This is a genomic window from Streptomyces sp. R33 (assembly GCF_041200175.1).
Lineage (GTDB): Bacteria > Actinomycetota > Actinomycetes > Streptomycetales > Streptomycetaceae > Streptomyces > Streptomyces katrae_B.
On record NZ_CP165727.1, the window covers coordinates 1,202,039 to 1,214,865 of the forward strand.

A 12,827-nucleotide genomic window follows, 5' to 3' on the forward strand; every position below is an offset into this window, starting at 1 on the left:
GGGAGAGGTGGAGAGATGACCGGCCTGCGCGACATCCTGGAACGGCACGTGAGCAGCGGATCGCTGCCCGGGGCAGTGGGCCTGGTGGCCCGCGGCGACCGGGTGGAGGTCGAGGCGGTCGGCACGGCGGACATCGAGGGCACGGCTCCGATGGTCCGGGATTCGATCTTCCGTATCGCCTCGCTCACCAAACCGGTCACGGCCGCGGCCGTCATGATGCTGGTCGAGGAGGGCCGGTTCGCGCTGGAGGAGCCGGTCGAGCCGTGGCTGCCGGAGCTGGCCTCGCGCGTCGTCGTCCGTACGCCCGCGAGCCCGGTCGACGACGTGGTGCCCGCGGCGCGCCCGATCACCGTGTTCGACCTGCTCACGTTCCGCGCCGGCTACGGGTTCCCGTCCGACTTCTCGCTGCCTGCGGTCGGCCTGCTGGTCAGCGAGCTGAAGCAGGGGCCGCCGCAGCCGCAGCACATCGCGGAGCCGGACGCGTGGATGAAGGCGCTGTCGCGCATCCCCCTGCTGTACCAGCCGGGCGAGGCCTGGCTGTACAACACCTGCTCGGACATCCTGGGCGTGCTGATCGCCCGGGTCTCGGGGCAGTCGCTGCCCGAGTTCCTGGCCGAGCGGGTCTTCGAGCCGCTGGGCATGGCGGACACCGGGTTCGCCGTCCCGCCCGCGGACCTGGGCCGGTTCACGAGCTACTACCGCGGGGACGACGGCGCCCTCGAACTGGCCGACGCCCCCCACGGGCAGTGGAGCAGCGTCCCGGCCTTCCCCTCCGCCACCGGCGGCCTGGTCGGGACCGCCGACGACTGGTACGCGTTCGGCCGGATGATGCTCGCGCAGGGGGCGCTGGAAGGGGAGCGGGGCCGGCTCCTGTCGGCCCAGTCGGTGCGGCAGATGACCACCGACTGGCTGACCCCGGCCCAGCGCTCCGGCGGCGAGCTGTTCCTGGAGGGCCAGGGCTGGGGGTTCGGCGGCTCGGTGGACGTCACGGCCCGCGATCCGTGGAACGTGCCGGGCCGGTACGGCTGGGTCGGCGGCACCGGGACCGCGGCCCACATCACCCCGGCCACCGGCGCCGTCTCCGTCCTGCTCACCCAGCGGGAGATGACCGGCCCGACCCCGCCCGCCGTGATGCGCGACTTCTGGACGTACGCGGCCGGCGCCTGAAACGCGCGCGTGCGGCCCCGCTACAGGCGGACGTTCCAGTCGACCGTCGCCTTCAGGCTGCGGGCGATCTTCGGGTCTCGGACCGAGGGCGTACGGTCCTCGGCCGTGACCGACAGCTTGTGCGTGCGCAGGTCGAAGAGCCACAGCTCGGACACCGCGACCTCGCTCCGGCCCGCGAACCGCTTCAGCTCCCGCCCGTCGAGGTACCAGCGGACGTCGAGCTGCCGGCCGTCCGCACCGGCCAGCCGGGATACGGAGACCTTGGCCGTGTTGCGCAGCCGCAGGGTGCGCCCGGTCGGGGTGAGCGCGGCGGCGGGCTTCGCGTGCTGGTAGAAGCCGGCGATCATCGCCTCGGTGCCGGGCAGGTTGAAGGGCTTGCCGAGCACGCGCATGATCGAGTTGTCGGTGGGCCGGTACAGGCCGGTGACGTAGTAGCCGCCGCCCTCGTACGCCCCGACCGTGCCGCCGTCGGGCGACGGGGCGCCCAGCCAGCGGTACCACTTGGCCTGCTCGGCGGCCATCCGGTCGGCGGGCAGCGTGGAGGTGTTGGAGTCGGCGGGCTCGGGGCCCTCGTACTTCTCGTAGCCCGGGGTGCCGGGGTAGAAGTACTCGTCGGCGAGCTTGCCCAGGGAGTGGCCGGTCTCGTGGATGGCGACCTGGCCGGACTTCGCGTTGCCGGCCGACGCGGTCGATATCCCCTCGTATCCGAGGGTGGCGCTGCGCTCGTTGTAGCCGGCGCCGCCGTACTTGGCGCTGTTGGCGAGGACGAGGACCAGGTCGGCCTCGGGTGCCTTCGCCACGTACGCGTCGACCTTCGGCTGGTCGATGCAGAGCAGCCGTTCGATGTCCTCGCACCAGAAGTACGAGCCGAGGGCGGTGTCGCGGACGGTGGCCGGCGTGGGGTCGCCGGATACGCCGGAGTCGTGGGAGACGGCGTCGACCGTCCAGACGTTGAAGAGGCTGCGGTACGTGGAGTACGGCTCGACGGCGGCGATCTCGGCCCATTTGGCCTGCGCATCCGCGTGGAACCGGTCCTGCTCGGCGGCGGTGTAGCCGTCGCCGACGACGACGATGTCGAGGCGGTCCGCGGTCGGGCCGTTGTCGACCATCTTGGCGACCTCGCCGTCGGCCGCCCGCTCGGCCTCGGACAGCTGCGGGGCCTTCGTCGCCTTCCCGGCGACGGGGACGCGGATGTGGCCGGACCCGGCGGCCGTGCCGTCCTGCGGCCCGGGAATCTCCACCTCCGTCCCGCTCTTCGCCGGTGTCGGCGAAGGGATCGGCGGTGGGGCTGCGGCCGCCGTGCCGAGGGGGCCTGCGGCCAGCAGCAGGGCCGTCGTACAGACCGCGGCGAGGGCGGCGCGCAGCGTCAGGCGAAAGGACGCTTTCATGGAGTTCTCCCCCGGGAAGCCGGAAATTGCCGCGAGTAAGCGGCTTGATAAGTGGGCTGAACCGGTTGCTTAAACTAGGGGGCGCACGGGACGTGCGCAATGGCCTGCCACCCCTGCACCATGGGGAGTTGGAACGACCAGGGGGTCTTCATGGACGAACCGGCCGAGATCGGCCGCAGGGTTCAGCGCATGCGCGCGGAACTCGGCCTGACACAAAGGGCGTTGGCGGAGCCCTCGTACACCTCCGCCTACATCTCGACCCTGGAGTCGGGCAAGGTCCGGCCCTCCGAGACGGCGCTGCGCTTCCTCGCCGGGCGGCTCGGCACCTCGTACGAGGAGCTGGCCACCGGGCGCCCGGCCCACCTGGCCACCGAGGTGCGCCTCGCCCTCACCGACGCCCAGCAGACGCTGGCCACCGGCGACGCCGCCGAGGCCGCCGTCCACTACCGGCGGATCCTGGCGGATGCGGAACGGCTCGGCCTCGACGCCGAGCGGGCGGAGGCGCTGCTCGGCCTCGGCGACTGCGCCATCGAATCGGGGGAACTACCGGAAGCCATCGGTCACTTCGAGGCGGCCGAGCGGCTGCTGGCCGACGAGCCACTCCCCCGCCGCGCCCGCCCGATCCGGGGCCGGGCCGTCGCGCATCTGCTCGCCGGGGAGTTGCGCTACGCCTGCTACCTGCTGGAATCCGCCATCGACGAGCTCAGCGCGAGCGGGCTGGCCGATCCGGAGGCGCTGGTACTGCTCTACGCCGCCGTGATCGGCCCGTACATCGACATGGGCGCACACGCCCGGGCCGCACACGCCGCCGAACTGGCCCTGGCGCTGGCTCCGGAGGTGACCGACCCGGCGCTGGTGGCGGGGATGCACCGGCAGGTCGCTCGTACCTTCCTCACCGCGGGGCGGCCGGCCGACGCCGATGCCTCGCTCGCCAAGGCGCAGGCGATCTACCGGCAGCTGCAGCTGCGGACCGATCTGGCGCACTGCCACTGGATGCGCGGCTACGTACAGGCGCAGAACGGTGATCTCGTCGCGGCGGAGGCGGAGTTGCGCACGGCCCGGGACATGCTCTCGGCCCGGCGGGCCGCCCTGTTCACGGCGCAGGTCGAGGTGGAGCTCGCCGACGTACTGCGCCGGCTCGGCCGGTGCGAGGAGGCCGCCCGGCTGCTCTCCGCACTGCTGGAGCTGGGCGACAGTCACGGGGCCGTGCATGCGGGCGGCGCGCACCGGCTGCTCGGCCTGATGGCCGAGGAGCGCGGGGAGACCGACTCCGCCGAGGAGCACTACGTCCAGGCCCTGACCCTGCTGGAGCGCAGCGGGGCGAGCGGCGATCTGGCGGACCTGTGCCGGCTGCTGGGCGACCTGCTGCGGCGTACGGGTCGGATCGAGGCCGCGCTGGACGCCTACCGTACGGGCCTTGGCCATCGGGCCGCGCCGGGGACCACCACGCTGGGCCCGGCGCCCGCATCACCGCTGCGGCGGTGATGCGGGCCCCGGAGGGCGCGGCCGGCCTCGTCAGTGGTTCTCGGTGGGCCGGAGGTCGCGCGGGATCATCGTCCAGGTGGTGGCCGCCGCGGTGACCGCGAGGAGTCCCGCGACGAGGAACGCCGGTGTGATGGCCAGGGTGTAGGCCTGGGAGGCCGCCTCGATCAGGCCCTTGCCGACCGTGCCGCCCAGCTGTTCGGCGATGTGGGCGGCTTCACCTATGGACTCGCGGACCGCCGCGAGGGTGGAGCCGTCCAGGTCGAGGGCCGGCAGGTTGCCGCGGTAGAGGACGGCCGCGGTGCTGCCGAGGACGGCGACGCCCATGGCCGAGCCCAGCTCGTAGCAGGTCTCCTCGATGGCGGCCGCGCTGGAGACCTCCTCCGCCGGGGCGGCCGAGATCAGCGTCACCGAGGCGGCGGTGGTGGCGATGCCCGCGCCCAGGCCCATGACCGTCAGGGCGATGGCGAACGCCGGGTAGCCGAGGTCGGCGAACTGCTGGAAGGTCCAGGGCAGGGCCATGCCCGCGGCCAGGACCACCAGTCCGGCGCCCAGCACGTGCCGGATCGCGAAGCGCTGCATCAGCCGGGGGGCCACCATCGAGGCGCAGATCAGCGCGAGCGGGGCGGGCAGCAGGCGCAGCCCGGCCTCGAGCGGGGTGTAGCCCTGGCCGTACTGGAACCACTGGGTGACGAGGAAGAGGATCGCGCCCATGCCGACCATGGGCAGGAAGATGGCGGTGGCGGCGACGCTGAAGGCGGGCATGGCGAACAGCCGTACCTGCAGCAGCGGGTTCTCCGCGCGCAGCTGGCGGTGTACGAAGACGGTCAGCAGGGCGGCGGCCACGGCCAGCAGGGCCCACGGGAGCGGAGCCGCGACACCGCTCTTGCCGAGCTGCTTGATGCCGCCCGCGAGGGCGAGCATGCCGACGATCGACTGGCCGACGCCCCACCAGTCCCAGCGGCCGGCGCTGCGCGCGGAGCGGGATTCGGGGAGGTAGCGCAGGCCGGCCGCGACGATGAGGGCGGCGACGGGGAGGTTGAGGAGGAACGCGGAGTGCCAGCCGTAGTCCTGGACCAGCAGCCCGCCGACGACCGGGCCGAAGGCCATGCCACCGCCGAAGACGGCCGCCCAGACGGCCAGCGCGAAGGCCCGCTCCCTGGCGTCGGTGAACACGGTGCGCAGGATCGACAGGGTGGACGGCATGATCGCCGCGCCGCCGATGCCGAGGAGGGCGCGGGCCGCGATCACGTGCCAGGCCTCGGTGGAGAAGACGGCGATGAGGGAGGCGGCGGAGAAGATCCCGAAGCCGGCCATCAGCAGCCGCTTGCGGCCCCAGCGGTCACCCAGGGCGCCGGCGGTGACGAGCAGGCCGGACAGGGCGAGCGCGTAGACGTCGATGATCCACAGTTGCTGCACGGCGCCGGGCCGGAGGTCGCCGACCAGGGAGGGGAAGGCCACGTTCAGGATCGTGGTGTCCATCGAGATCAGCAGGAGGCTGCCGGACAGGATGGCGAGGACGATCCACCGATGCGGGTCGAGTGGAGCGGCGGGGCGGCGGGCGTGCATGGGGTTCCGTTCGGGGTTGCGCGGCGAGGAGGCGGTCGCATCGCATCAGAATGAGCCTCCCTCGCCTCGAATGATACAAATTTGTCTCATTCGATGCAAAGGACGCTCATGCTCGAGATCCACGTACGCTGTTCCTTCGACCCGCCCGCCCGCCGCTGAACGGAGATCCGCTGTGCCGGAGGACAACACCGAGGATCACGCCTCCGCGGCGGCGAAGCACGAGAAGTGGAAGGAGAAGGGCGTCGCTCTGCGCGCGTTCTTCTACATCTTCGGGACGCACGTGTTCGCCGGGTTCGTCTGGCTGCTGTTCTACCTGGGCGAACACGCCAAGAAGTAGGACCCCTCAGGGCCGCAGGGCCTCAGTCCTCGCCGGTCCGGGCCCGGGCGCCCGACCGGGTCCGCCCCGGCGTCTGGGCACGCTGCGGGTGCCGGCGTACGTACTCGTGCTCCAGCTCGTTCATCCGCTGCGTATGGGTGACCAGCGCCTCGTCCGACCCGTACAGCAGGGTCTCGTGGCGGGTCCGGTGGATGGCCTCCAGCTCCTTGAGCAGCTTGCCCTCCTCCAGATTCCCTGCCGACGGACCGCCGTCATGCTCCGCCATGGCGTTGCACCTCCTCCACTCCATCATCCCCTCCACCGCCGCGTTCGTCCCGGCCGCGGCCCTCCGCCCCGGGGCGTCCCGGCTACCCTTGCCCCATGACGCTGCGCACGACCGTCGACGTGAGTGTCGACGCGATGATCGAGGACCTCAGGACACTCGTCGAAACCGAGTCTCCCTCGCGCGACCTCGAGGCCCTGACTGCGTCGGCCAAAACCGTCGCCGGCGTCATCGAGAGCCGCCTCGGCGGCCAGGCCGTCCTCGTCGACAGCGAAGCCGGACCGCACGTCCACTGGTCGGCCGGCGGCGCGCCCAAGGTGCTGATCCTCGGTCACCACGACACGGTGTTCCCGCTCGGCACCCTCGAACGCCGCCCGTTCGCGGTCGAGGGCGGCCACGCGACCGGCCCCGGGGTCTTCGACATGCTCGGCGGTCTGGTGCAGGCGATCCACGGTCTGGCGGCGCTCGAGGACCGGTCGGGCGTCGAGATCCTGGTGACCGCCGACGAGGAGGTCGGCTCCCACTCCTCCCGGGCCCTCATCGAGGAACGGGCCCTCGCCTGCGGCGCCGTCCTGGTCTTCGAAGGCGCCGCCGACGGCGGGGCCCTGAAGACCGGGCGCAAGGGCTGCGGCAGCTTCCAGGTTTCCGTCACGGGCCGGGCCTCGCACGCCGGCCTCGAGCCCGAAGCCGGGGTCAACGCCCTGATCGAGGCAGCACACCAGGTGCTGGACATCGCGGCGCTGGGCCGGCCCGAGATCGGCACGACCGTCACCCCGACCGTCGCATCCGCGGGAACCCTGGACAACGTCGTTCCCGCCGAGGCGACCGTCGGCGTCGACGTCCGGGTCGAGTCGGCCGACGAGAAGGAACGCATCGAGTCCGCGTTCGCCGCGCTCGCTCCGCATCTCGAAGGCGCGCAGATCACGGTCCGCGGATCCATCGGCCGTCCCCCGATGCCGGAATCGGCGTCGGCCGGTCTCTTCGCGGTGGCCCGGCAGCTGCTTCCCGGCCTCGAAGGCCGGTCGGTCGGCGGCGGAAGCGACGGCAACTTCACGGCCGCCCTGGGGGTGCCGACCCTTGACGGCCTGGGAGCCGTCGGAGGCGGCGCCCACGCCGACCACGAGTACGTGGTCATCGAGGCCATGGCGGAGCGGGCGAGCCTCGTCGCCGGGCTGGTGCACGCGATCCAGAACGCACAGGAGAGCGAGAACGCTTAGGCCGTCAGCGCGGTGCCGGCGGCGGGACGAGGCGGTCCAAGTGGTGGCGGAGCACCGATGCGGCCGATTCGTGGGTGCGTTGACCCACCAGGACGCTGGTGCCGAGGCCCGCGGACATCGCCAGGAGGCTGATCGCCTCCGTACGCGCGTCCGTGTCCGGCGCGGCCAGTTCCGCGTCGACCGCCTGCTGGAGGAGACCCGTCAGGGCGTCCTCGGCCGCGTTCGGATTGTCGATGAACGGCTGCGCTGCGAGCGCTTCGTCCGTCAGGGCCAGGGCCGCGTACGCGGTGTACACGACGTGGAACGTCCGGCTGGCCTCGTCCGTGGGCAGTGACTCCATCAGCAGCGCCTCGATCACCGCGCGCGGCCCCGGATTCTCCCCCACCGCCCGCAGCCGCTGCGCGACCCGGGCGCCGAGGCCGGCGGCCAGGTGCTGGAGCCCGTACAGGAGCAGGTTCTCCTTCGTCTGGAAGTAGTACTGGACGAGGCGCAGCGAAACCCCCGCCTCCGCGGCCACGTCCCGCATGCCCACCGTGTGCAGTCCTCGCCGACCGGCGACGCGTACCAGCGCCTCCGCGATCTGGCTGCGCCGCTCCTCGTGGTCCACACGCTTCGGCATCGGCTGTGTCTCCGCCCGTTCGATCCGTCGCGGTCCGGCCCGGTCCGGCCCCGGCCCTGCCGCAGATTTTTCATGGTACCGCCGTACCAGCATCGTGGTACGGTCGTATCAAATAGAGCGACGGACCACCGGAGGTGCCCCGTGCCCGAGACCATGACGCGCGACCGCGACCGCAACCGCGTCCCGGCCGACGTCGGCCGCTACGTGAGCGACGAGCTGCGCGAGCGGTACTTCGCCGCCTGCGACGCCGTCTACGCCCTCGCGCCGGCCGCGGACGCCGAGATGGACATCGAGACGAGCTTCGGGACGACCCACGTCTACCGGTTCGGCCCCGCCGATCCGCAGGCCGCCTCCCGGACCCCGGTGGTGCTCGTGCACGGCGCCGGGTCCAACTCCTCGATGTGGTACCCGAATCTCGCCGCCCTCAGCGCCCGGCGGCCGGTGTTCGCCGTCGACACCCTTGGCGATCCGGGCCGCAGCGTGCAGCACACCCCCATCCATCAGCCCGAGCGCGCCGCGCAGTGGCTCGACGAGGTCATCGAGCGCCTCGGCCTCGACCGGGTCCACCTGGTCGGCAGCTCGTACGGCGGCTGGCTTTCGCTGAACCAGGTGCACCGCCGGCCCGAGCGGCTGGCCTCGGTCACCCTGCTCGACCCGGGCGGCCTGGAGAAGACGGGAGCCCGCTTCTTCTTCTGGATCTTCATCAGCCTGTTCGCGACCATCGCCCCCAAGCCGATCCGGCGGCGCATCGCAGCCTGGTTGGACCAACCCGTGCTCATCGTCCCGGAGTTGCGCGCGATGGTCCTGCTCGGCGTGCGCGCGTACCGGATCCGCCGGCCCAGCCCGCAGCCCCTGACCGAGGACGAACTGCGCACCATCCGCAAGCCGTTGTACGTCCTGCTCGGCGAGCAGAGCCTGCTCGTGCACCCGGAGCGGCAGCGCGAGCGCGTACCGCGCCTGATCCCCGGCGCCCTTGTCGAGATCATGGGCGACACCGGTCACGGACCCCAGATCGACCACGCCGACGAGACGAACGCCCGGATGCTGAAGTTCATGGACTCCATCGACTGAGCGGGAGTAGACAGTGTCTACGCATCTTGGTAGACACTGTCCATGGAACAGCACAGCCCGCTCCGGGAACGTCTGATCGACGTCGGCGTCGACCTCGTACTGACCGAGGGCACCGCCGCCCTCGGCCTGCGTGAGATCGCCCGCCGCGCCGGGGTGTCGCACGGCGCACCCCGGCGCTACTTCCCCACCCACCACTCCCTGCTCTCGGCGATCGCCCGGCGCGGATTCGCCGATCTCGGCGGCCGGTTCGCGGCGGCGACCGCCGGTGCTCCATCGCCGCGCGAGCAGGTGAAGGCGCTCGGGTACGCGTACGTCGGCTACGCGCTGGAGCACCGCGGGATGTTCGAGCTGATGTTCCGTCACGACCTGCTCGACAGCGAAGGACAGGAGAGCGCCGGGCCATCGGACACCGTGCAGGAAGACTCTGAGCAGGAAGACTCTGAGCAGGAAGACTCCGGGCAGGGGACCTCGGGGAAGCAGCCGAGGCTGCGTGAGTCCACCCTCCCCCTGTTCCGCCTGCTCGTCGGGCTCGTCTCCCGCTGCCGGGCCGGCGGGGACCCCGAGGTCACCGCCGCCGCCCTGTGGGCCAACCTGCACGGCGTGGCCCAGTTGTGGGCCTGGGGCAGCCTGCCCCTGGTCCTCGGCGATACGGCCGGCCACCGGGCCGGGGTCGAACGGCTCGTCGACGCCGCCCTCGACGCCCACCTCGGGGCGGTCCCCGCATGAGCCGCCCCCGGCCGCGGATCGCGCTCCTGGTCAGCGTCGGCGGCGCGATGCTGGTCGCCCTCGACGGCACCGTCCTCAGCGTCGCGCAGCCCAGCCTGCGCCACGGCCTCGGGGCGAGCGTGGCCCAGGTCCAGTGGACCAGCACCGCCTATCTCCTCGCCGTGGCCGCCTTCCTCGTCATCGCCGGCCGCCTCGGCGACCGGTACGGGCATCCGCGGCTGCTCCTCGTCGGCGCGCTCGGCTTCGCCGCGGCCTCCGCCGGGATCGCGCTCGCCCCCGGGATCGGCTGGGTCATCGCCCTGCGCGCCACCCAGGGGGTGTTCGGGGCCCTGCTCCAGCCGGCGACCCTCGCACTGCTGCGGCTCGCGTACCCGGCCGACCGGCTCTCCACCCCGGTGGCGGTCCGGACCAGTGCCATCGGCGTGGCCGCCGCGGCCGGTCCGCTGCTCGGGGGCGTGCTGGTCGCGCAGTCGGGCTGGCGTTCCGTGTTCGTGCTGAACGTGCCGATCGCCCTCGCGATCGCCGCGCTCGTTCTCGTCGTACGGGTGCCCGCGCCGGACCGGCTCGGGCCGGACGGCCCCGGATCGGCCCGGCCCTCGCTGACCGGGGCTGCCCTGCTGGCCGCGGCCCTCGCCGTACTCGTCCATGCGCTGGCCGGCGTACCCGCCCGGGGCTGGACCGCGCCGCCGACGCTGCTCGGGCTCGGCGGGGCCGCCGCCCTCGCGGCCGTGCTCGTACGGTACGAACGGCGGGCGGCGCAGCCCCTCGTACCGGCCGTGGTGGCGCGGTCCCGTCCGGTCGCGGCCTCGATGGCGCTGCTGCTGGCCGTCTCCGGCGGCATGTTCGGGGCGCTGTTCACGGCGACGTTCCTGCTCCAGGACGTACGGGGGCTCGGCCCGCTCGCCACCGGCCTGCTGGTGCTCCCGCTGACCGGCAGCATGGTCGCGGGCGCGCCGCTGGCGGCAACGGCGCTGCGCCGGTACGGGCCGCGCCGGACCGCGCTCACCGGTACGGGCCTGGTCGTCCTGGGGGTCGGCGGACTGGGCGCATGGTCCGGCCCGGCGGTCATGGCGGCCTTCGCGGTGCTCGGCGCCGGGTTCGCCGCCGTCATGGTGACCGCCACCGGCACGGTGGTCGGGGACGCCCCGGCCGGGTACGCGGGGGTCGTCGGCGGGCTCAAGCAGACGGCGATGAACGTCGGTCCGACCCTGGGCATCGCCGTCGCGGCGGGCGGGGGCGCGGGCGCCGGGGCCGCGCCGGCCGCCCTGTTCGTCCTGGCGGCGCTGTCCGCCGTGGGACTGCTGCCGGCGTCACTGCTGCCGCGCGGCGCGCGCCGTGCAGCTGCGGGCGACGTCGTCGGCGAAGACCCGGGCCAGCGGGGACAGGGACGCCCAGCGGCGAACGGCCCAGCCGACCGCGAGAGCAGGCAGCGCCGGGACCGGGACGAGGCGCAGCGGGCCGTCTGACCCGGGGACCCGCCAGCCGGGCAGTGCCGGCACGACGGCGTGGCCGAGGCCCAGTTCGGCCAGCAGCAGGGCGGTGTCCCAGTCGGCCACGCTGGTGTCGGACCGTATCCGGATGCCGGATTCCGCGAAGGCGGCGTCGAGGTGGGCCCGGGACGCGGAGTTCTCCGGGAGCCGGATGTGGCGGATGCCGGCGAGGTCGGCCGGCTCGATGCGGGTCCGGGCGGCGAGGGGGTCGTCGGCGCAGACCGCGAGCACCCAGGGCAGCTCCATCACCGGGCGCTGTTCGATGCCGCGCACGGGCCTGCCGATGGTGATCCAGGCGAGGTCCAGGTCGTCGGCGGCGAGCGCGTCGAAGCAGCTGCGGCTGGAGTTCTCGGTCTGGAACTCCAGGCTGACCTGGGGGTGGCGGCGCCGGAAGTCGACGACCGCCTCGGACATGAAGTGCCGGACGGTCGTCGCGCCCGTGGTGATGCGCACCGAGGCGGTGTCCCCGCGGACGAGGTCGTCGAGGCGCCGCAGGGCGCCGTCGAGCCCGGCGATGCCGTCGGCGGCGGCCGCCTGGAGGATGCGCCCGGCCTCGGTGGGGACGACGCCGCGGGCGTGCCGCTCCAGCAGACCGGTGCCGGTCTGCTTCTCGAGGCGGCGGACGTGCTGGCTGACGGCCGACTGGGTGCAGCCGAGGTCGCGGGCGACGGCGCTGAGACTGCCGGCCCGGCAGACGGCCACGAAGACGCGGAGATCGTCGAGGGTCATGGGATCCAAGCTACAGCTTGGGTGTTGATAGGAATTCAGAGGATTGACTTGGGTTTACGGCTGAACCATGATCAATACAGGGCCCAGGGCGGCAACCCGTCCCCGCCTGCACCACGGTCCGGACCCGGCGCAGGCGGGGACGGGTGTCGACCCGCACCATTCGTCCAGGCGCGAGGAAGGAACACGCCCATGCCGGTACCGGCACAGCCCGACGGGCCGGAGGCCCGCGCCCTTGCCCTGCTGCGCGAGCTGGGCGCCGGGCGGCTCGAACACCCCGGCGGCACCCTGCTCGCTCATCTGGAACGCGTACGGGCGCAGCTCGGGGCGTGGGGTGCCCGGCCGGCGCTCCGACTCGCGGGTCTGTGCCACGCGTTCTACGGTACGGACGGCTTCGCCACCGCCCTGCTGCCGGTCGACCGGCGGTCCGCGCTCGCGGCGGTGATCGGGGCGGAGGCCGAGGCGATCGTCTACTTCTACGCCGGTTGCGACCGCGCGGCCTCCTATCCGACGCTCGCCGCAGACGAGGAGGGCGCGGCTTCGTTCCGCGACCGGTTCACCGGCCAGGTGTACTCCCCCGACCGCAGGTCGCGGCGGGATTTCGCCGAGTTGTCCGCCGCGAACGAACTGGACCTCGCCCGGATCGACCCCGCGTTCCGCGCGGCCCACGGGCCCGGTCTCCTCGCGCTGTTCACCCGGCTGCGGGGCCTGCTGACCGAGCCGGCCTGGCGGGACTGCCAGGCCGTGCTCGGCGGTGCGTCCTGAGCCGTGAG

Annotated in this window: 12 protein-coding genes and 1 pseudogene; 8 read left to right on the forward strand and 5 right to left on the reverse strand. The window is 73.1% G+C overall.

Annotated features, from left to right (window positions below):
* Window positions 1–15 precede the first annotated feature (15 nt).
* Window positions 16–1,167, forward strand: coding sequence for a serine hydrolase (locus tag AB5J51_RS06000; RefSeq protein WP_053789966.1), 1,152 nt, complete (start codon window positions 16–18; stop codon window positions 1,165–1,167).
* A 20-nt stretch (window positions 1,168–1,187) separates the two neighbouring features.
* On the opposite strand, the gene AB5J51_RS06005 is transcribed toward AB5J51_RS06000, so the two are convergent.
* The gene (locus AB5J51_RS06005; protein ID WP_369777063.1) at window positions 1,188–2,555 is read right to left on the reverse strand and encodes a M64 family metallopeptidase; all 1,368 of its coding nucleotides are present in this window, start codon (window positions 2,553–2,555) and stop codon (window positions 1,188–1,190) included.
* A 150-nt stretch (window positions 2,556–2,705) separates the two neighbouring features.
* Here AB5J51_RS06005 and AB5J51_RS06010 point away from each other — a divergent pair, with 150 nt between their 5' ends.
* Window positions 2,706–4,040 carry a tetratricopeptide repeat protein gene (locus tag AB5J51_RS06010; RefSeq protein WP_369777064.1) on the forward strand — a complete coding sequence of 445 codons (1,335 nt, stop codon included), beginning with the start codon at window positions 2,706–2,708 and terminating at the stop codon, window positions 4,038–4,040.
* Between the two features lie 30 nt (window positions 4,041–4,070).
* On the opposite strand, the gene AB5J51_RS06015 is transcribed toward AB5J51_RS06010, so the two are convergent.
* The gene (locus tag AB5J51_RS06015; protein WP_369777065.1) at window positions 4,071–5,606 is read right to left on the reverse strand and encodes an MFS transporter; all 1,536 of its coding nucleotides are present in this window, start codon (window positions 5,604–5,606) and stop codon (window positions 4,071–4,073) included.
* Window positions 5,607–5,778: 172 nt separating this feature from the next.
* On the opposite strand from AB5J51_RS06015, the gene AB5J51_RS06020 reads away from it, so the two are divergent.
* The gene (locus tag AB5J51_RS06020; RefSeq protein ID WP_369777066.1) at window positions 5,779–5,943 is read left to right on the forward strand and encodes a DUF6126 family protein; all 165 of its coding nucleotides are present in this window, start codon (window positions 5,779–5,781) and stop codon (window positions 5,941–5,943) included.
* A 22-nt stretch (window positions 5,944–5,965) separates the two neighbouring features.
* Here AB5J51_RS06020 and AB5J51_RS06025 read toward each other — a convergent pair whose 3' ends face one another.
* On the reverse strand, window positions 5,966–6,208 hold the full coding sequence (locus tag AB5J51_RS06025; RefSeq protein WP_053789962.1) for a DUF6158 family protein: 243 nt from the start codon (window positions 6,206–6,208) through the stop codon (window positions 5,966–5,968).
* Between the two features lie 95 nt (window positions 6,209–6,303).
* Between AB5J51_RS06025 and AB5J51_RS06030 the strand changes: the two genes are divergently transcribed.
* The gene (locus tag AB5J51_RS06030; protein WP_369777067.1) at window positions 6,304–7,422 is read left to right on the forward strand and encodes a M20 family metallopeptidase; all 1,119 of its coding nucleotides are present in this window, start codon (window positions 6,304–6,306) and stop codon (window positions 7,420–7,422) included.
* Between the two features lie 4 nt (window positions 7,423–7,426).
* Here AB5J51_RS06030 and AB5J51_RS06035 read toward each other — a convergent pair whose 3' ends face one another.
* Entirely contained in the window at window positions 7,427–8,041 is a 615-nt protein-coding gene (locus tag AB5J51_RS06035; protein WP_053789960.1) for a TetR/AcrR family transcriptional regulator, read from the reverse strand.
* Between the two features lie 153 nt (window positions 8,042–8,194).
* On the opposite strand from AB5J51_RS06035, the gene AB5J51_RS06040 reads away from it, so the two are divergent.
* The 3 genes and pseudogenes from AB5J51_RS06040 to AB5J51_RS06050 form a co-directional block, all read left to right on the forward strand.
* The gene (locus AB5J51_RS06040) at window positions 8,195–9,112 is read left to right on the forward strand and encodes an alpha/beta fold hydrolase (protein WP_136223967.1); all 918 of its coding nucleotides are present in this window, start codon (window positions 8,195–8,197) and stop codon (window positions 9,110–9,112) included.
* Window positions 9,113–9,154: 42 nt separating this feature from the next.
* Window positions 9,155–9,838 carry a TetR/AcrR family transcriptional regulator gene (locus tag AB5J51_RS06045; protein ID WP_369777068.1) on the forward strand — a complete coding sequence of 228 codons (684 nt, stop codon included), beginning with the start codon at window positions 9,155–9,157 and terminating at the stop codon, window positions 9,836–9,838.
* Window positions 9,835–11,166 (forward strand): annotated as a pseudogene (locus tag AB5J51_RS06050) (MFS transporter); the annotation flags it as partial. The gene AB5J51_RS06045 and the pseudogene AB5J51_RS06050, both read left to right, overlap by 4 nt.
* Here AB5J51_RS06050 and AB5J51_RS06055 read toward each other — a convergent pair.
* Window positions 11,149–12,057 carry a LysR family transcriptional regulator gene (locus AB5J51_RS06055; protein WP_053789958.1) on the reverse strand — a complete coding sequence of 303 codons (909 nt, stop codon included), beginning with the start codon at window positions 12,055–12,057 and terminating at the stop codon, window positions 11,149–11,151. The pseudogene AB5J51_RS06050 and the gene AB5J51_RS06055 sit on opposite strands and share 18 nt — an antisense overlap.
* Before the next feature lie 189 nt (window positions 12,058–12,246).
* On the opposite strand from AB5J51_RS06055, the gene AB5J51_RS06060 reads away from it, so the two are divergent.
* Entirely contained in the window at window positions 12,247–12,819 is a 573-nt protein-coding gene (locus tag AB5J51_RS06060; RefSeq protein WP_136223830.1) for a DUF6817 domain-containing protein, read from the forward strand.
* The last annotated feature ends 8 nt before the right edge of the window (window positions 12,820–12,827 follow it).

Excerpts from the sequence above, each read along its gene's own strand:
- AB5J51_RS06000 (WP_053789966.1), top strand. The coding sequence starts at position 16 with ATGACCGGCCTGCGCGACATCCTGGAACGGCACGTGAGCAGCGGATCG.
- AB5J51_RS06005 (WP_369777063.1), bottom strand. The coding sequence starts at position 2,555 with ATGAAAGCGTCCTTTCGCCTGACGCTGCGCGCCGCCCTCGCCGCGGTC.
- AB5J51_RS06010 (WP_369777064.1), top strand. The coding sequence starts at position 2,706 with ATGGACGAACCGGCCGAGATCGGCCGCAGGGTTCAGCGCATGCGCGCG.
- AB5J51_RS06015 (WP_369777065.1), bottom strand. The coding sequence starts at position 5,606 with ATGCACGCCCGCCGCCCCGCCGCTCCACTCGACCCGCATCGGTGGATC.
- AB5J51_RS06025 (WP_053789962.1), bottom strand. The coding sequence starts at position 6,208 with ATGGCGGAGCATGACGGCGGTCCGTCGGCAGGGAATCTGGAGGAGGGC.
- AB5J51_RS06030 (WP_369777067.1), top strand. The coding sequence starts at position 6,304 with ATGACGCTGCGCACGACCGTCGACGTGAGTGTCGACGCGATGATCGAG.
- AB5J51_RS06035 (WP_053789960.1), bottom strand. The coding sequence starts at position 8,041 with ATGCCGAAGCGTGTGGACCACGAGGAGCGGCGCAGCCAGATCGCGGAG.
- AB5J51_RS06040 (WP_136223967.1), top strand. The coding sequence starts at position 8,195 with ATGACGCGCGACCGCGACCGCAACCGCGTCCCGGCCGACGTCGGCCGC.
- AB5J51_RS06045 (WP_369777068.1), top strand. The coding sequence starts at position 9,155 with ATGGAACAGCACAGCCCGCTCCGGGAACGTCTGATCGACGTCGGCGTC.
- AB5J51_RS06055 (WP_053789958.1), bottom strand. The coding sequence starts at position 12,057 with ATGACCCTCGACGATCTCCGCGTCTTCGTGGCCGTCTGCCGGGCCGGC.
- AB5J51_RS06060 (WP_136223830.1), top strand. The coding sequence starts at position 12,247 with ATGCCGGTACCGGCACAGCCCGACGGGCCGGAGGCCCGCGCCCTTGCC.